Origin of the sequence: Phocaeicola sp. RTP21359st1_B8_RTP21360_211022 (assembly GCF_040911965.1) — a bacterium.
Lineage (GTDB): Bacteria > Bacteroidota > Bacteroidia > Bacteroidales > Bacteroidaceae > Phocaeicola > Phocaeicola vulgatus.
Map to the genome: position 1 here is coordinate 105,349 of NZ_JBDFXP010000001.1, position 17,551 is coordinate 122,899.

Annotated in this window: 15 protein-coding genes; 11 read left to right on the top strand and 4 right to left on the bottom strand. The window is 43.8% G+C overall.

All coding sequences use genetic code 11. The annotated features are described in order from the left end of the window. The first annotated feature begins 84 nt into the window (after window positions 1–84). Window positions 85–2,232 (top strand): ribonuclease R, encoded by a 2,148-nt coding sequence (rnr, locus tag AB5062_RS00395; RefSeq protein WP_005844173.1) that lies wholly within the window; start codon window positions 85–87, stop codon window positions 2,230–2,232. Between the two features lie 62 nt (window positions 2,233–2,294). Here the strand turns inward: rnr and AB5062_RS00400 are convergent, their stop codons facing one another. Beyond that, window positions 2,295–2,423, bottom strand: coding sequence for a hypothetical protein (locus AB5062_RS00400; protein WP_005844171.1), 129 nt, complete (start codon window positions 2,421–2,423; stop codon window positions 2,295–2,297). Window positions 2,424–2,532: 109 nt separating this feature from the next. Here AB5062_RS00400 and AB5062_RS00405 point away from each other — a divergent pair, with 109 nt between their 5' ends. Together AB5062_RS00405 and AB5062_RS00410 are read left to right on the top strand one after the other, a co-directional pair. Then, entirely contained in the window at window positions 2,533–3,441 is a 909-nt protein-coding gene (locus AB5062_RS00405) for a serine O-acetyltransferase (RefSeq protein WP_032946233.1), read from the top strand. 150 nt (window positions 3,442–3,591) lie between these two features. After that, window positions 3,592–3,783, top strand: coding sequence for a hypothetical protein (locus AB5062_RS00410; protein ID WP_005850060.1), 192 nt, complete (start codon window positions 3,592–3,594; stop codon window positions 3,781–3,783). A 79-nt stretch (window positions 3,784–3,862) separates the two neighbouring features. On the opposite strand, the gene AB5062_RS00415 is transcribed toward AB5062_RS00410, so the two are convergent. Then, on the bottom strand, window positions 3,863–3,985 hold the full coding sequence (locus AB5062_RS00415) for a hypothetical protein (protein ID WP_005850059.1): 123 nt from the start codon (window positions 3,983–3,985) through the stop codon (window positions 3,863–3,865). Window positions 3,986–4,294: 309 nt separating this feature from the next. Here AB5062_RS00415 and AB5062_RS00420 point away from each other — a divergent pair, with 309 nt between their 5' ends. The 6 genes from AB5062_RS00420 to mnmD are packed head-to-tail and all read left to right on the top strand — an operon-like array spanning window position 4,295 to window position 11,332. Next, window positions 4,295–5,743 (top strand): THUMP domain-containing protein, encoded by a 1,449-nt coding sequence (locus tag AB5062_RS00420; protein WP_005844163.1) that lies wholly within the window; start codon window positions 4,295–4,297, stop codon window positions 5,741–5,743. A 6-nt stretch (window positions 5,744–5,749) separates the two neighbouring features. After that, window positions 5,750–7,963, top strand: coding sequence for a S9 family peptidase (locus AB5062_RS00425; protein WP_032946235.1), 2,214 nt, complete (start codon window positions 5,750–5,752; stop codon window positions 7,961–7,963). A 15-nt stretch (window positions 7,964–7,978) separates the two neighbouring features. Then, window positions 7,979–9,247 (top strand): phosphoribosylamine--glycine ligase, encoded by a 1,269-nt coding sequence (purD, locus tag AB5062_RS00430; RefSeq protein ID WP_005844159.1) that lies wholly within the window; start codon window positions 7,979–7,981, stop codon window positions 9,245–9,247. A gap of 18 nt (window positions 9,248–9,265) precedes the next feature. Continuing rightward, window positions 9,266–10,201, top strand: coding sequence for a hypothetical protein (locus AB5062_RS00435; RefSeq protein WP_032952951.1), 936 nt, complete (start codon window positions 9,266–9,268; stop codon window positions 10,199–10,201). Then, window positions 10,177–10,644, top strand: coding sequence for a YqaA family protein (locus AB5062_RS00440; RefSeq protein ID WP_005844155.1), 468 nt, complete (start codon window positions 10,177–10,179; stop codon window positions 10,642–10,644). Before AB5062_RS00435 ends, AB5062_RS00440 begins: the two co-directional genes overlap by 25 nt. Window positions 10,645–10,648: 4 nt before the next feature. Further along, complete coding sequence (mnmD, locus tag AB5062_RS00445) at window positions 10,649–11,332, top strand: tRNA (5-methylaminomethyl-2-thiouridine)(34)-methyltransferase MnmD (RefSeq protein WP_032952950.1); 684 nt, start codon at window positions 10,649–10,651, stop codon at window positions 11,330–11,332. Window positions 11,333–11,728: 396 nt separating this feature from the next. On the opposite strand, the gene AB5062_RS00450 is transcribed toward mnmD, so the two are convergent. Then, on the bottom strand, window positions 11,729–14,611 hold the full coding sequence (locus AB5062_RS00450) for a hypothetical protein (protein WP_368326933.1): 2,883 nt from the start codon (window positions 14,609–14,611) through the stop codon (window positions 11,729–11,731). A 57-nt stretch (window positions 14,612–14,668) separates the two neighbouring features. Continuing rightward, complete coding sequence (locus AB5062_RS00455) at window positions 14,669–15,166, bottom strand: AraC family transcriptional regulator (RefSeq protein WP_005844149.1); 498 nt, start codon at window positions 15,164–15,166, stop codon at window positions 14,669–14,671. A gap of 674 nt (window positions 15,167–15,840) precedes the next feature. Between AB5062_RS00455 and AB5062_RS00460 the strand changes: the two genes are divergently transcribed. Continuing rightward, window positions 15,841–16,746 carry a metal ABC transporter solute-binding protein, Zn/Mn family gene (locus AB5062_RS00460; RefSeq protein ID WP_016271758.1) on the top strand — a complete coding sequence of 302 codons (906 nt, stop codon included), beginning with the start codon at window positions 15,841–15,843 and terminating at the stop codon, window positions 16,744–16,746. A gap of 9 nt (window positions 16,747–16,755) precedes the next feature. After that, window positions 16,756–17,523, top strand: coding sequence for a metal ABC transporter ATP-binding protein (locus AB5062_RS00465; protein ID WP_005844145.1), 768 nt, complete (start codon window positions 16,756–16,758; stop codon window positions 17,521–17,523). Window positions 17,524–17,551: the final 28 nt, after the last annotated feature.

Sequence of the window (17,551 nt, forward strand, 5' to 3'; positions counted from 1 at the left end):
CAACCAAATTTAATGTATCTATTGAACCGCTATTCCAATTATTTTGTTTACTTTGTAGCACATAATACATAAATATATCCCCTTATGGCTAAAAAGAAAGAAAAAAAAGCAGGGAAACGCATGAAAAAAAGCGAAATGTCTGAACGACTGATAAGCTTATTCCACACAAAACCGAACGAAACATTCAGTCTGAAACAATTATCAAGCAGTCTGAACCTTACTACACATCCTCTTAAAATGCTTTGTGCCGACATCATTACTGAAATGATTGAGGATGATTTTCTGCAAGAAGTAGAAAAAGGACACTACAAACTGAACGACCACGGCCTGATTATGACTGGTGTCTTTCAGCGTAAAAGCAATGGCAAGAACTCCTTCATCCCCGATGATGGTGGAGAAACCATTTTCATAGCCGAACGTAATTCGGCACATGCCATGAATAATGACAAAGTAAAAATAGCCCTCTTTGCCAAACGTAAGAACCGGAACCCGGAAGGTGAAGTGATAGAGATTCTGGAACGTGCCAACGATACTTTTGTCGGCACACTGAAAGTAGAGAAATTCTACGCCTTTCTGCTGACCGAGAACCGCACTCTGGCAAATGATATTTTTATCCCGAAAGATAAGCTGAAAGGTGGAAAGAATGGGGACAAAGCGGTCGTGAAAATTGTAGAATGGCCCGAAGAGGCAAAAAACCCGATAGGACAAGTCATTGATATTTTGGGAAAAGCAGGAGAAAACACAACTGAAATGCATGCCATTCTGGCCGAATTCGGCTTACCTTACGTATATCCCAAGAATGTAGAAACCGCTGCCGAAAAGATTCCGGCAGAGATTTCCGAGGCGGACTATGCAGAACGTGAAGATTTCCGCAATGTAACAACTTTCACCATTGACCCTAAAGATGCAAAGGACTTTGATGACGCGCTCTCCATCCGTCTCATCAAACCGGGACTATGGGAAGTAGGCGTACACATTGCCGATGTTACTCATTATGTAAAAGAAGGAGGCGTTATCGACAAAGAAGCTGAAAAACGCGCTACTTCCGTTTATCTGGTAGACCGTACCATCCCCATGTTGCCCGAACGGCTGTGCAACTTCATCTGTTCCCTCCGCCCCGACGAAGAGAAACTGGCATTCTCCGTCATTTTCAATATGAATGAAAAGGGAGAGGTGAAAGACTCGCGCATCGTGCACACCATTATAAAGAGCGACCGCCGTTTCACCTATGAGGAGGCGCAAAAAGTGATTGAAACGGGTGAAGGCGACTACAAAGAAGAAATTCTGGAACTGAACAAACTGGCACAAATCCTGCGTAAACAAAGATTGGCTGCCGGTGCTATTGACTTTGACCGCGTAGAAGTGAAATTTGAGATAGACGAAACCGGCAAACCGCTCAGTGTCTACTTCAAAGAATCCAAAGAGGCCAATAAGTTGATAGAGGAATTTATGTTGTTGGCCAACCGCACGGTTGCCGAAAAAATCGGTAAAGTACCTAAAAACAAGAAAGCCAAAGTATTCCCTTATCGTATCCACGACCTTCCGGACCCCGATAAACTGGAGAACTTGAATTGGTTTATCAATCGCTTCGGATATAAGATACGTACATCGGGTAGCAAAACTGAGATATCCAAATCCATCAATCGTTTACTGGACGACATAAAGAACAAGAAAGAACAAAATCTGGTGGAAACCGTATCCTTGCGTGCCATGCAAAAGGCCCGTTATTCCACACATAATATTGGCCACTATGGTCTGGCATTTGACTATTATACTCACTTTACCTCACCTATCCGCCGTTTTCCGGATATGATGGTTCATCGTCTGCTCACCCGCTATCTGGCAGGAGGACGTACGGTACAGGAAGCGAAATACGAAGAATTGTGTGACCATAGCTCTGAAATGGAACAAATCGCCGCCAATGCGGAACGTGCCTCTGTAAAATACAAACAAGTAGAGTTTATGGGTGAACGCCTAGGCATGGAGTTCGATGGAGTCATTTCCGGAGTTACCGAATGGGGACTTTATGTGGAACTGAACGAAAACAAGTGCGAAGGTATGATTCCCATGCGTGACCTTGGTGATGACTATTATGATTTCGATGAAAAGAACTATTGTCTGACGGGACGCCGGCATCACAAAAAATTCAGTTTGGGAGATCCGGTTACCATTAAAGTGGCCCGCGCCAATCTGGAGAAAAAGCAACTTGATTTCGCTTTGGTCGAGAAATAAAGATTAACATCCTGTTGTAGGGGCAGACTGGTTCTTCCCCTACAACAAGACAATAGTTTCATTTACTTCACTCTTCTATTCAACTGATTATTCGCTTTATCCGGCTTCGATTTGCCGATCCGTTTACCACCAGACTTCTTTTTAGTTTCCTGTTTTGCCTTAAAAGCAAATGGATTTTTCTTATTTACCATAAATATTCCCTTTTTTCTGCAAAAATAAAGGATTAACATCAATATTCATTCTATTTATTGGCAATAATATAGAATTTACTTACTTTTGTCCTTCTAAAGCATTCAGTTCATGACTACATTCAATTACACGAAAATATTAACGCAGGCAGTAGATGAATTATCTGAAAGCCAGTCCTATAAAGGATTATTCCACCAACACAAAGATGGAGATCCTTTACCATCTGCCAAATCCCTATACAAGATAGTAGAATTGGCACGCGCCATTATCTTCCCCGGCTACTTTGGTAATTCCACCGTTAACAGCCATACCATCAACTACCATATCGGTGTAAATGTAGAAACCCTGTTCGGTCTGCTGACCGAACAAATTCTGGCAGGACTTTGCTTCGGACAGGAAAACAGTAAAAATGCAACCGATGACAATGAACCGTGCAGAGAAACAGCCTCTTTGCTGGCAGCTCGTTTCATCAGTAAACTGCCCGAACTCCGCCGCATTCTGGCTACCGATGTAGAAGCCGCATATTATGGTGATCCCGCCGCCACATGCTTTGGTGAAATCATCAGTTGCTATCCGGCTATCCGCGCTATCAGCAATTACCGCATCGCACATGAGCTGTTAATACTGGGTGTACCTTTAATCCCCCGCTTCATTACAGAAATGGCACATTCGGAAACCGGTATCGATATTCATCCGGGGGCACAAATAGGACACCATTTCACTATCGACCACGGTACAGGTGTAGTAATCGGAGCGACCAGCATCATCGGAAATAATGTGAAACTCTATCAAGGGGTAACATTAGGAGCTAAAAGCTTTCCGCTAGACAATAATGGAAATCCCATTAAAGGCATTCCACGCCATCCTATTTTAGAAGACGATGTCATTGTATATTCCAATGCAACCATTTTAGGGCGTGTTACTATTGGCAAGGGTGCTACCGTAGGAGGTAATATTTGGGTAACAGAAAATGTACCTGCCGGATCACGTATCGTACAGCGAAAAAACAAAGACGAATAAAACCCCTTTGCCATCATAGAAATGCTGACATCACAAAATGGTCTAAAAAGTAGTATGGCAGCAAACTTTTTAATAAAACAGTAACTTCCTGTACACCTTCTTGTAACAGATAAACAAGATATTTGCAGTACGATAAAAAAGGAGGTATATATGGAACTTAAAAGCAATGAATATCAGATAGAATGTACACCCTACGGGGAATATTACGCCTTTTTAACAGACTACCACCAATGCTGCACTTACGGCGAAACTGCCGAAGAAGCATTGGAAACCCTGTCAGATATCGCCGATGAGTTTTTCTGCGAAATAAACGAAGTCTATCTGGCAGAAGAATTCGCATAAAAGTCACTCAACCTATTAATCATAGAATTTCTCTTACAGAAACCATACCTGTGTGATACAGATATGGTTTCATTTTGTCCTAAGCATGCCCCATACGGTAGAGACTGTACCCCAAATAAACCAAATACAAACAAGAGACCAGTATCATTAAAGCACAAACCACATATCCCTTACGTTTCTCATCCGTCAATTCCATTTTCATTCTGATTTCTATTTAAGTTTCTTGATTCAGCAAAAATGGCAAATTCCTGTGTAGAATTTATTTCTATAGGATAACAATTACATTGCCGGATACATATTTTGTCAATTTATTCCACAGATATACCCAATTCCGTTTTCAAAGAATTTTTATAATCAAAGGTAAATAAAGACCCCGGCAAGGAGCGTGGACGCCCCGATTTCATCCTCTTTTTTGCTTCATCAAACAGATTAATTCTCTAAATAATTGATTAGCAAACAGAAAATCATTAAATTTGTCCCATCAATTGAAATTACGTAATTATCATTTAAGATGAAGGAAGAATTCGAGCTAATCGCCAAGACTTTCCAGGGACTGGAAGAAGTACTGGCAAAAGAACTCACCGAGCTGGGAGCCAGCAATATAGAAGTAGGAAGACGCATGGTAGCCTTTACGGGCGATAAAGAAATGATGTATAGGGCAAACTTCTGCCTGCGTACTGCCATCCGCATCCTGAAACCCATCAAACATTTTGAGGCGAAGAATGCCGATGAAGTTTACGAAGCTATCAAGGCCATTGCGTGGGAAGACTTCTTGGATAAAGATAAAAGTTTTGCCGTAGACGCTGTGGTTTTCTCGAACGAGTTCCGTCACTCCAAGTTCGTAGCCTACAAAGTAAAAGACGCCATTGTGGACTATTTCCGTGAAAAGACAGGAGAGCGCCCCTCGGTACGCATCAACCATCCCGATGTGGCACTGAACATCCATATAGCCGAAAATAAATGCACTCTGTCACTGGATAGTTCGGGCGAGTCACTCCACCGCCGGGGTTATCGCCAGGAAGCTGTAGAAGCTCCTTTGAATGAGGTACTGGCAGCCGGTATGATCCTGATGACCGGATGGAAAGGCGAATGTGATTTGATAGACCCGATGTGCGGTTCAGGAACAATACCTATCGAAGCCGCCCTGATAGCACGTAACATCGCTCCCGGCGTATTCCGTAAGGAGTTCGCTTTTGAAAAGTGGAACGATTTTGATCAGGAACTATTTGACCGCATCTACAATGACGACTCACAGGAACGTGAGTTCACACATAAGATTTTTGGATATGACAATAATCCGAAAGCAAATGAAATTGCCACTCACAATGTGAAAGCAGCCGGACTGAGCAAGGAGATTATCTTAAAAATCCAACCGTTCCAGCAATTTGAGCAACCCAAAGAAAAAAGCATCATCATCACCAACCCTCCTTATGGAGAACGTATCTCAACCAATGATTTGCTGGGCCTGTATCAAATGATAGGCGAACGTCTGAAACACTCTTTCACCGGCAATGATGCATGGGTACTAAGTTACCGTGAAGAATGTTTCGACCAGATTGGTTTAAAGCCTTCTATAAAAATCCCCCTGTTCAACGGTTCGTTGGAATGTGAATTCCGCAAATACCAATTATTCAACGGCAAATTCAAAGAATTCCGTAGTGAGAACGCCGATCAGGAATTCAAGCCCCGCCGGGAAGAAATCCGCCCGCGCCGTAACACGGAAAAGGTAGAATATGGAGAACGCAGAGAACGTCGTAGTTTTGACAACAGACGTGAAGGACACGGAGAGTACAAAGGAGGAGAGCGCAGAGAAAGACGCTCTTTTGATGACAAACGTGAGGGACGTGGCGATTTCAAAAGAGGAGAACACCGCAACTTTGGTGACAGACGTGAAGGCCGCGACAATTTCAAAAGCAGTCCCCGTAAATTTGACGACAATAAGGAAAAGACAGAAGAATAAACAGTTATGAGAAAATTAATCAATCTGATTGCCTTATTAATCATGGCTTCATCTGTAACATGGGCACAAGACAAGAAAAGTTTCACACTGGAAGACTTGATGCCGGGAGGAAACAATTATTATAACCTGCTTCCACAAAACCTGTATGGTTTGCAATGGTGGGGAGATGTATGCATCAACGCCGACATAGAAGAGGTAAAAACCATCCAGCCGGCAAATGGGAAGGAAAACGTACTTATCACTTTGCAGGAAGTGAATGAACTGTTGGCAAACAAGGAATTAGGGAAAATCAACCACTTCAGGAATGCATCTTTCCCATACGCTGAAAAGATGATGCTGGTAAATACCACATCCAATAAAGTGCTGATCGATTTAACTAAAAAGGAAATAATATGGAGTCAGCCTCTCTCTCCTAAAGCCGCCAACCAGGACTGGAACAAGGAAAGCCGTTCATTGGCTTATACCCTTGACAACAATCTGTTTGTAACGACTGCCGACGGGAAAACGCAACAAGTCACCGACGAACCGAAAGGCATCGTATGCGGACAAAGTGTACACCGTCAGGAATTTGGTATCTCGAAAGGTACTTTCTGGAGTCCGAAAGGAAATCTGCTTGCTTTCTACCGCATGGACGAAAGCATGGTAACCGATTATCCACAAGTAAATACCTCCACCCGCATAGCGACACTGGAGCCGGACAAGTATCCGATGGCAGGAATGACCAGCCACAAAGTGACTGTCGGCATCTACAATCCGGCGACCCAAAAAACAGTTTATCTGAAAGCCGGCGACCCTACCGACCGTTATTTTACCAATATCAGCTGGAGTCCTGACGAAAAAAGCGTTTATGTCATTGAACTGAACCGTGACCAGAACCATGCCCTGCTATGCTGCTATGACGCGGAAACAGGAGAGCCACTGAAAAGCAATCCCCTTTACGAAGAGAAGCATACTAAATATGTAGAGCCCCAACATCCCATCGTCTTTCTGCCGTGGGACCACACGAAGTTCATCTATCAGAGCCAGCGCGACGGCTACAACCATCTTTACCTGATGGACACCAAGACTTCCATATATCCGGAATCACATGGAGCCGCGGCCGGAGGTTCTTACCGGGAAAGCTACAAGACCAGACAGCTTACCCAAGGCAACTGGGTAGTACAAAACATCCTCGGATTCAATGAAAAGACCAAGGAAGTCATCATCATGAGCACAGAGGTTTCCCCTTTGCAGAGCAACGCATACGCTGTGAATGTAAAGACAGGCAAACGCCGCCTCATCGGCAATAAAGACGGTATGCATCATGTACAACTGTCCGGTAGCGGCAACTATGTGATAGACAATTATACTTCTTTCACCATTCCCCGGAATATCGAGATCGTTCCCACTTCCGGAAAGGGAAAGACTATCAGCCTGTTGACCGCCACCAATCCGTTGGAAGCATACAATATGCCCGAAATCACTGTCGGTACCCTCAAGGCAGCCGACGGCAAGACCGACTTATACTACCGCCTGATAAAGCCGGTGAATTTTGACCCCAACAAAAAATACCCGGCCGTAATCTACGTGTATGGCGGACCACATGCCCAACTAATCCACAACAACCGCAACTATGACGCCCGCGGATGGGATATTTACATGGCACAACTGGGTTACGTCATGCTGACCGTTGACAACCGGGGCAGTGACAACCGGGGACTGGAATTTGAGAACTGTACGTTCCGCCAATTGGGAACCGAAGAGATGAAAGACCAGGTAAAAGGAGTGGATTTCTTAAAATCATTGGGTTATGTGGACAATAACCGCATTGGCGTACATGGTTGGAGCTTCGGTGGTTTCATGACCACCAACTTGATGCTGACTTACCCCGAACTATTCAAAGTAGGAGTAGCCGGCGGTCCTGTCATCGACTGGGCTTACTACGAAGTAATGTACGGCGAACGCTACATGGATACTCCGCAAACCAACCCCGAAGGCTACAAGAACGCCAACCTGAAGCTGAGAGCCGGAAACCTGAAAGGACGCTTGGAAGTGATCATTGGCGCCAATGACCCCACTTGTGTTCCCCAGCACAGCATCAGTTTCCTCCGTGCCTGCATTGATGCCGGAACCCAACCCGATTTCTTTATGTATCCGGGCGACGGTCATAATATGTTCGGACGCGACCGTGTGCACTTGTATGAACGCATTACACGCTATTTTGAAGACCACTTAAAATAAACAAAAGATAAGATTATGAAACTGTTGCTATTAGGCTCAGGCGGACGTGAACACGCCCTGGCATGGAAGATTGCTCAAAGTCCCAAAATCGAGAAACTCTATATCGCCCCGGGAAATGCCGGCACAAGTAATGTAGGCGAGAATGTAGCGATTAAAGCAGATGACTTTACAGCAATCAGAGAGTTTGTAGTAAAGAATAATATAGATATGGTAGTGGTAGGTCCCGAAGACCCGTTAGTCAAAGGAATCTATGACTATTTCAAAAAAGATGAAGCGCTGAAAAACATTCCTGTTATCGGGCCTTCAAAAGCGGGTGCGGTACTGGAAGGCAGCAAGGAGTTCGCCAAAGGCTTCATGCAACGCCATAATATCCCGACAGCCGGTTACAAAAGTATCACTGCCGCAAATCTGGAAGAAGGATTAGCCTTTCTGGAAACATTGGAAGCTCCATACGTACTGAAAGCCGACGGTCTTTGCGCCGGAAAAGGCGTACTGATTCTGCCCACCCTGGAAGAAGCCAAGAAAGAATTGAAAGAAATGCTGAGCGGAATGTTCGGTGACGCTTCCGCCACCGTAGTGATTGAAGAATTCCTGAGCGGTATAGAATGTTCCGTATTCGTTCTGACCGATGGAAAGAACTACAAGATTCTGCCCGAAGCAAAAGACTACAAACGCATCGGCGAAGGCGACAAAGGGCTGAACACCGGTGGTATGGGTAGTGTATCTCCTGTTCCGTTTGCCGACAAAGCATGGATGGAAAAAGTGGAAGAACGTATCATCCGCCCCACAGTAGAAGGACTGGCAGCAGAAGGCATCGACTATAAAGGCTTTATCTTCTTCGGCCTGATTAATGTAAAAGGCGAACCGATGGTCATTGAATACAATGTACGCATGGGCGACCCGGAAACGGAAAGTGTCATGCTGCGCATCAAGAGTGACTTGGTGGAACTGCTTGAAGGAGTGGCAACAGGCAATCTGAAGGAAAAAGTCCTGGAGATAGACCCCCGTTCGGCAGTATGCGTCATGCTGGTATCCGGCGGATATCCGGAACATTATGACAAGGGATTTGCCATCAGCGGAGTAGAAGAGATTGAAAACAGCATTGTATTCCATGCAGGAACAGCACTGAAAGACGGACAGGTAGTCACTAGCGGCGGACGTGTCATTGCAGTCAGCTCCTACGGTGCCAATAAAGAAGAAGCCTTGGCACAATCATTCGCCAATGCGAAGAAAATCAATTTCGACAAGAAATATTTCCGTTCAGATATTGGATTCGACCTGTAATCAGCGGACTATCACCCCATGGCAGGCTATGACAAATTCCAAATAGATATGGCAAAGGGAAGATTCACCTTCCCTGTTGCCATCCTTATATGCCTGCTTCTCCGGATCATCACGGGCAATGAATGGCAGGATGTAATCAATTTGCTGGTCTGTGCTTTGACTGCCTATCTGCTGATCGAGATAAACACCGCCTTCACGCTGATACGGACACGCAGTACCTTGCATGTCAGCTTTTACGTATTCCTGTCCACGGCCTGCCTGTTTCTGCATTCCTTCCAGTATGCCGTTTTTGCGCCACTCACTTTTCTGATCGCTATTTCCCAATTATTCAGCAGCTACGAATCTCCCTATCCGGCGGGAAGTATATTCCACGCTTTCTTTTTCATCGGACTGGGAAGCCTGTTGTTTCCACAGTTGCTTTACTTTGTACCTCTGTTCTATTTGGGGATGATCAGTTTCAGATCCCTGTCACTCAAAAGTTTCTTTGCCGGACTTACAGGACTCTGTGTGCCCTACTGGCTCTTTTTCGGCTATGCGTTCTATTACGACAAAATGAATCTCTTCTATCACCCTTTACAGGAGCTTATTCATTTTCAACCCATCAGTTATGGGACATTAGGGATGGACAGAATCATATCCTGTGGAATCATCACCTTGATATCACTGGTCAGCAGCGTGCATTATTTCCATGTTTCTTATTTAGACAAGGTACGCACGCGTATATTCCTTTTTTTCCTGATCGCCGTTGAAGCCTGGATTTATTTACTGGGTATCTTACAGCCACAGCATTTCGACATCCTGTTGCAGATGCAGATCATTGTAGGATCCATTTTAACAGGACATTTATTTACTTTAACCCACAACCGCTTTACCGGCATCTTTTTCATCATTACATTTGTTCTATTAATAGTTCTAACTATATACAATTTATGGATGCAATTCTTCAATTCCTGATCGACTGGGGATATTGGGGTCTTTTTCTAGGCTCTTTTATAGCCGGAAGTGTTCTCCCCTTCAGTTCGGAGGCCGTATTGGCAGCCTGTGTAGGTCCGTTGGGCTTAGACCCGGTGATCAGTATAACCGCCGCCACCGCCGGCAATGTTGCCGGAGGCATGACCTGCTACTGGATGGGACATCTGGGCAATATGGAATGGATCGAGAAATATTTTCATGTAAAAAAAGAGAAGATGGACCGTGCGGAGCGGTTTGTACACGGACGGGGTGCCTGGATGGCTTTCTTCGCCTTTATCCCTATTTTGGGAAGTGCCATATCCATTGTATTGGGCATGATGCGTGCCAATATATGGATTGTCATTCTCGCTATGACCATCGGAAAGATACTCCGCTACGCCTTATTGGTATGGGGAGTATTGGAAGCCTCCGCTTTAATGCATTAAAATTATGAAACTGGAACAAACAGCAGATGGAAGTTATACCCTCTATGTACCCGAACTGGACGAACATTATCATTCGGTGAAAGGGGCACTGACGGAGTCACAACATATTTTTATCGAAATGGGATTAAAGCATTCTCCCGTTTCCGAGCCCCACATTCTGGAGATAGGACTAGGAACAGGGCTGAATGCCTTTCTGACACTGCTTTCAGCAGAAGAGACCCGACGGAAAGTACATTATACCGGTATCGAACGCTATCCGTTAGCCGAAGAAACCTTGAAGCAACTGGACTACCCCCGCCTGATCGGCAAACAGCATGAGGAGGATTATTACGCCATTCACCGGGCGCCCTGGAACACAGAAACAGAGGTATCCCCTTGGTTCACATTACATAAAATTGAAGATGATTTTACCCGGCTTTTCAATACGGAGGAAAGCAGCCGTCCCGCCGTTCCCTTATACGATATCATCTACTTTGATGCCTTCGCTCCCGAAAAACAACCCGAAATGTGGGAACAATCTCTTTTCGACACTTTATATAAGGTATTGAATGAAGGAGGTATCCTGACAACTTACTGTGCCAAAGGGGTGGTAAGAAGGATGCTGCAAACAGCCGGATTCACAGTAGAACGCCTTCCCGGCCCTCCGGGGGGAAAACGCGAGATACTGCGGGCAACCAAGTCTGATTAAACTTCTAGGACCGAAACTGATGAATGGTCAAGTTTCACCTAAAACAGTAAAACCGTTGTAAAATCCTTCAAATCCGTCATATACGCATAACTGCATATTTATCAGCAAATTACCATGAAACATTCATCGCTGAATCCGTCATAGATTCTTCATATTCTTTCTCCACGCTGAGATGATTGCCGTTATATACATAAAAAATCTCCGGCTTGTCACAAGCCAGAGATTCTGTTTTATAAATCTAAAGTTTTTATTATATAAGATTCTCCTGTCGGAGAAAGTCTTATCTTGCTGAAAAAATGAACTTTATCCGAATTGGGATTGTATCGTTTCCTGATAAATTCATTTGTTTAGAAGGAACCGCTCCCCCACGAGAGGGAAGCAGTTTTTTAACCAAGTTTATTTTGCAGCTTTAACAACTACTTTCAGAGTCTTAGTTACACCGAATACATCTTTCAGTTTGAATTCGATAGTAACAGGTTCTGTAGTACCAATGCTAGAAGGCAACTGGATCATGATACCACCAGGAACAGCAGCATAGCCTCCACTCTTCACAGCTTCGTTAGCGCTAAGATCTGTAACGATAACATCTGTTGCACTGATAGTGCCTGGTTCCCAAGCTCTGGTCTTGGTATTAGCATTAGTTACGAATTTAGCATTAGTGTTAACCGTACCTACAGAAACAGGGATAGCAACTTTGTTACCGTTCTTGTAATAGTATGCAGATGCATTAGCATTAGCCAGCGTGAAGTTTGTAGCGAATCCTTCAGTACCTTCTTCAAATCCTTGACGGAGGTTCATATCAGAACGCTTATCCACATTGCCGTCAGCCTTAACACCGTCGAACAGATAGAATGTATCATCCAAAGCATCCACCAAAGTAAAGTCAGCATCTGTCAGAACCACTTCACGAGTTACATTGTTAGAAGTAAATTCTTTCTTAGCTTCTACCTTCTTAGCGTCACCCATCAAGCTAGCGAATCTCAGAGTAAAGTCTGATACTTGTTCCTTAGTTGCCGGATATACTCCGTAGAACCTGTAGTTGGCAACTATCGGAAGATTAGCTTCTCCAGTAGTTACATTTCCAACAAGAGTACGTGTATTCCATTCTTTTGCAAGACTTGAATATACGATATTAGTCAAAGGAATATTCTGAAGTCTCGTAGCATAATCTTGACCTAACACTTCATAACCGGAATAAGTAAACCAATTATCTACATTTTCATTATGGCTCAAAGTATAGTACTGAGCTGTAGAACCAAATACAGTATATTGTTTAGCATATGCAGTAGTAAATGCTTCATAGAATGGAACACTCATAATTTCTACATCGCCTTCTTTTACCAAGTCACCATAAATGCTCAATACATTCTTCTTGTCATTCCAGATAGCCTTCTCACCGTTTACACGAGTAATATCCAAAGTCGGCTGAGTGAATTCGAATGGCAAGATGATCGAAGCAACAGGTGTGTTGGTGTCTTCATCTTTCACTGTCAAAGTCAACTGATAAGCGTTCTTCAAAGTGAAGTTATACGGATATCCTTCAGATACAACGAACTGGAATGTTATGGTGTTGTCCACAATAGCATAACGAACATTATACCCTTTTGTCCAGTTATCCCAATATTCATTGTTTTCGCCTTCACCACCAATCAATTCGAAATCAATGCGTCCAGCTTCAACGGCACTCTTCCATACAGCCTTTTCTATAGCACTCATTTCATTGATTATTTTATCCAATGAATAAGCCTTAGTATTAAGAGCAAATACTTGCTTCTCATTAGCAGACCAAGAACCAGTAGTAGGTCTCAGTTCAGGATTATAATTAGGATCCTTGTCGTTTTCAACAATTAACTTAGCATCCATCGGAGTATACAGACGTTCCAAAGTAATTTCATGAGCATTTGCCATTTCTTCACGCTGATAAGCAAAGAAGTGAGGCGCATCTTTATCGCCTTGTACGATAGTACCGTCCATCAAAATGTAGTTGTAAACAAACTCAATGTAGTTATTTACTCCTGTTTCTCTTGTGAACTTGAAGCTATGACCTTCTTTATCTATTTCCACACCATACAACTGTGCGTTCTTCAAGTTCTTGGCAGATTGTTCCAAAGTAATCCAGTAGTCATATACAGCAGCTGCATCTACAGACGGAGAAATATAAGAAACAATAGGAGTATAATCTACATTAACTGCACAATTTTCCAAGTTGCGCAAACCTACATTAACTTCGCCAATCTTCTTCAACTGAGCACTCAAATCATACGGAGTTTTAATTATTGTTTCATTCAAAGTAGCAGTCAGAGACAAAGCGTGTTTTGCACCGTCATTAGCCTTGAACAACAGATAGTTCTTCGTTCTGGCATCATCAATATTTTCATAACGGACAAAGTCATGAGGCAATACCCATACTGCATTTTCAGAAGTGGCTCTAGTCAATACACCCTTAAACGGAACAGCATCCTTAAACGGCAATTCTGTATCCACATTGGCAGAGTTCATCAAGTTGAATGAATAAGCAGAAGCATCTGTTCCCTGAGGATTAACCACAACTTCCAAGTCGCGATCAAGAGTGGTGTACAAACCTTTCTTCAAAGTTTTTTTGGCTGGTCCGTACTCAACATCCTTCTCATTAATTCCATAAAGTGCATACATCGGATTAGCACCATTCAAGACATCCATATAACCCATAGTAGCACTGCTCGGAATAAAAATAGTCTGTTCATCACCATTTTCATCCTTTACAGTAATGTTCCAGCCACCTTTTACTTGTGCAGCTACCGCACCACCGGCAATATATTCTGTTTCAACGTATGCAGCCTTTTCGGTATCCCATACCATCCAGTAACCGTTTTCGCTAATCTTTGCATCATGTCCGGCAGCGGCAGCATCACCCGGTTCGCCCTGGTCACCCTTGTCACCCTTATCTCCTTTTGCAGGATATTCAGATTTCACACCGTCAAATGCCCAGTAACCGTCAATGATGGTCACAACTGTACCATTCTTACCGTCTTCACCCTTGTCACCTTTGATAGTTTCAATGGTACTTGTAGAATTGTCACTCCAGGTTACAGTGATACCGTCACCGTTCTTCACTACGTTGGTAACATACTTACCAGCATCAACTTTTGCCTGTAAAGCTGAAAGAGCCGACTTGATATCGACCAGTTCCTTGTCGATGCGGTCAATGTCCTCATCATAGTCTTTACAAGACACAAATGTTCCTGTTGACGAAACCATCAAGGCTCCGAACAGAACTGCACTTAAAAACTTTTTGTTCATAAATAAAGATTTAAATTTATAAATTTAAAAAACTAAAAATTGGTTATACATATACTGTTATAAAAGGACTTCATTCTCTATTTCCAAGTTCACCAGGTTCCTCTCGCGCGCCGCATACCGTTTCGGAGTCATACCCGTCTGACGGACGAAAGCCAGATAGAAAGGACTCTTCGAACCGAAACCGCTCCGTGACGGAACCTCGCCCAGCGGACAACCGCCGTTGCGAAGCAGCTCCTTAGCGTATTCCACCCTGTAGCGGTTAAGCAACTCCTTCAGATGACAACCGAAGTAGCGGTTCACCGCATTGCTCAGGTAAGTCTGGTTTGTTTCGAGCATCATACTCAGTTTCTTTAACGAAAGAGAGGAATCGAGGAACGCCCGGCGTATCTCCAACTGATACAATATACCTTTATATATAAGGCTGTCTGCCGGACGGACATCCGACAGTGACGAGAACCGCGCCGTCCATTCGCGACCGGCGGCACGATAGAGCAATGTCTTCTGCCTTACAGAAGTGCTGCTCGTCTTTTTACGTCTCAGAAACAGGTATTCCATCTAAACTCGTTATTCGTTCTTATTGGCCTTTTATGCAGATCTCTTAGTAAGAGATCTACAAACAGACGATAACAGGCTTTAAATCAAAATATTAACTATACAGATACAAGATTAAATCAGAGCCGGTAGAACCAGAAGAAATACTTTTTTTCACAATATTCCATATTTTTTCCGCGAAAAGTGTACTAGTTATCAAAACTTTCCTTATTTTTGCACGTGAAATGTCGATCTCTTACTAAGAGATTTATACTTTTTTCATCTTCCATACATACAATAACACATTGATTTTCAATCATCCACAACCAGTTCCTATTCCTGCTCTTAACATATAGTAAGATAAATACATGAACAAAGATTGAAAGGATTTTTTTACAAATCTTATTCTTCACGAATACAAGAGCCTTATATGGCATCTTAAAAAGATTGACAAACGACAAGACACTTCCCACCCAATATAAAGCGCATATTTATAGAGAACGATAAAGAGTACATAGAATGCCATATAGAATCTCTTACCTGAAACCAAGGCTTCTCATACAGCCACAGAATAGCCGTATGAAAAGCTCTAACCAGACTGAAATTGCTTATCAATTGAGCAATTTGGGGAGTATTTGTACCCGATTAATGAGCAATTTGCGTATATTTGTTGTTGTTAAACAGAAAAGATAACATTCATGAGAACCAGACATCACATATTTTTCCCATTGCATCCCGGCAAAAGTATCCTTTGTTCGTGCTGCATGGTACTGATAGTGTGCCTGTTTACCGCCTGTGACAGTAAACAGTCCACTTCCACAAAACCGACCCTGACTGTCACCCTGGAACCCTTGCGCTATTTCACAGAAACCATTGCAGGCGATAAATTCAAGATAGTCAGCATGGTTCCGAAAGGAAGCAGCCCCGAAACCTACGACCCTACCCCCCAACAACTGGTCAATCTGGATAAAAGCACCGCCTACCTGCGCATCGGCTATATCGGTTTCGAACAAGCCTGGATGGATAAACTGACCACGAATGCCCCTCATCTGAAAGTATTCGATACCTCAAAAGGAATAGACGTCATACACGAAACAGGACACAACCACGGTGACCATCATCACGAAGGGGGTATAGAGCCTCATATATGGAACTCCGCACGCAATGCCTCAGTAATCGCCCGTAATATCTACTCCGCCCTGAGTGAACTGGACAGTGCAAACGAACCTTATTTCAAGCATCGGCTGGACAGTCTGCAACAAATTATCGCACAGACAGATACGGACGTTCGTGACCGGCTACAGAATGCCGATACCACTTTCCTTATCTATCATCCGGCACTCAGTTATTTTGCTAGGGACTACGGATTAAAGCAAATCAGCATAGAAGAAGGAGGAAAGGAACCCTCACCCGCCCATCTGAAAGAACTGATAGAAACCTGCCGCCGGGACAATGCCCGGGTTATTTTTGTCCAACAGGAATTCGATACCCGCAATGCCCGGCTGATAGCAGATGAACTGGGAGTCACCGTTGTTCCCATTAATCCGCTAAGTTATGAATGGCGGGAAGAGATGATCAATGTAGCAAATGCACTTGCCAAATAACAGAGCCTTATGACGAATCCCATTATACAACTTACAGATATTTCCGCTTCTTACGATGAGAAGACAGTACTGAGTCACGTCAATCTCACGGTATATGAACGTGACTTCCTTGGTGTAATCGGCCCCAATGGTGGCGGAAAAACCACACTGATCAAGATCATACTAGGGTTACTGAAGCCCGCTTCGGGCAGTGTCCGTTTCTATAAGAACGAAAAAGAAGTACCCGAAATAGCCATGGGATACTTACCACAATACAACAGTATTGACAAGAAATTCCCCATCTCCGTATATGAGGTGGTATTATCGGGGCTCAACAAACAGAAATCCCTGTTCCACCGCTACACCCCCGAACAGCACGAACTGGTGAGCCGGATTATTGCCCGCATGGGACTGGAAGGTTTGGAAAGCCGTGCCATCGGCGAACTGAGTGGAGGACAACTGCAACGCGCGCTCTTGGGACGCGCCTTGGTTTCAAACCCTGAGGTTGTCATTCTGGACGAACCCAATACCTACATTGACAAACGGTTTGAGGCCAAACTCTACTCCCTGCTGGAAGAAATCAACAAGGAACGGGCCATCATCCTGGTAAGCCATGATATAGGCACTGTGCTGCAAAATGTAAAAACCATAGCGTGCGTCAACGAAACGCTGGATTATCATCCCGATACGGAAGTACCCACCGAATGGCTGGAAGAGCATTTCGGATGCCCCATCGAACTGTTAGGACATGGAAACTTCCCTCACCGCATCTTGAAATGCCATCATCACGACGAATAAATCCGATTATCGTGACCTAAGCCTTTTC

What these genes read in the sequence shown, in the direction of transcription:
- rnr (WP_005844173.1), top strand. Translation starts at nt 85, where the DNA reads ATGGCTAAAAAGAAAGAAAAAAAAGCAGGGAAACGCATGAAAAAAAGC.
- AB5062_RS00400 (WP_005844171.1), bottom strand. Translation starts at nt 2,423, where the DNA reads ATGGTAAATAAGAAAAATCCATTTGCTTTTAAGGCAAAACAGGAAACT.
- AB5062_RS00405 (WP_032946233.1), top strand. Translation starts at nt 2,533, where the DNA reads ATGACTACATTCAATTACACGAAAATATTAACGCAGGCAGTAGATGAA.
- AB5062_RS00410 (WP_005850060.1), top strand. Translation starts at nt 3,592, where the DNA reads ATGGAACTTAAAAGCAATGAATATCAGATAGAATGTACACCCTACGGG.
- AB5062_RS00415 (WP_005850059.1), bottom strand. Translation starts at nt 3,985, where the DNA reads ATGAAAATGGAATTGACGGATGAGAAACGTAAGGGATATGTGGTTTGT.
- AB5062_RS00420 (WP_005844163.1), top strand. Translation starts at nt 4,295, where the DNA reads ATGAAGGAAGAATTCGAGCTAATCGCCAAGACTTTCCAGGGACTGGAA.
- AB5062_RS00425 (WP_032946235.1), top strand. Translation starts at nt 5,750, where the DNA reads ATGAGAAAATTAATCAATCTGATTGCCTTATTAATCATGGCTTCATCT.
- purD (WP_005844159.1), top strand. Translation starts at nt 7,979, where the DNA reads ATGAAACTGTTGCTATTAGGCTCAGGCGGACGTGAACACGCCCTGGCA.
- AB5062_RS00435 (WP_032952951.1), top strand. Translation starts at nt 9,266, where the DNA reads ATGGCAGGCTATGACAAATTCCAAATAGATATGGCAAAGGGAAGATTC.
- AB5062_RS00440 (WP_005844155.1), top strand. Translation starts at nt 10,177, where the DNA reads ATGGATGCAATTCTTCAATTCCTGATCGACTGGGGATATTGGGGTCTT.
- mnmD (WP_032952950.1), top strand. Translation starts at nt 10,649, where the DNA reads ATGAAACTGGAACAAACAGCAGATGGAAGTTATACCCTCTATGTACCC.
- AB5062_RS00450 (WP_368326933.1), bottom strand. Translation starts at nt 14,611, where the DNA reads ATGAACAAAAAGTTTTTAAGTGCAGTTCTGTTCGGAGCCTTGATGGTT.
- AB5062_RS00455 (WP_005844149.1), bottom strand. Translation starts at nt 15,166, where the DNA reads ATGGAATACCTGTTTCTGAGACGTAAAAAGACGAGCAGCACTTCTGTA.
- AB5062_RS00460 (WP_016271758.1), top strand. Translation starts at nt 15,841, where the DNA reads ATGAGAACCAGACATCACATATTTTTCCCATTGCATCCCGGCAAAAGT.
- AB5062_RS00465 (WP_005844145.1), top strand. Translation starts at nt 16,756, where the DNA reads ATGACGAATCCCATTATACAACTTACAGATATTTCCGCTTCTTACGAT.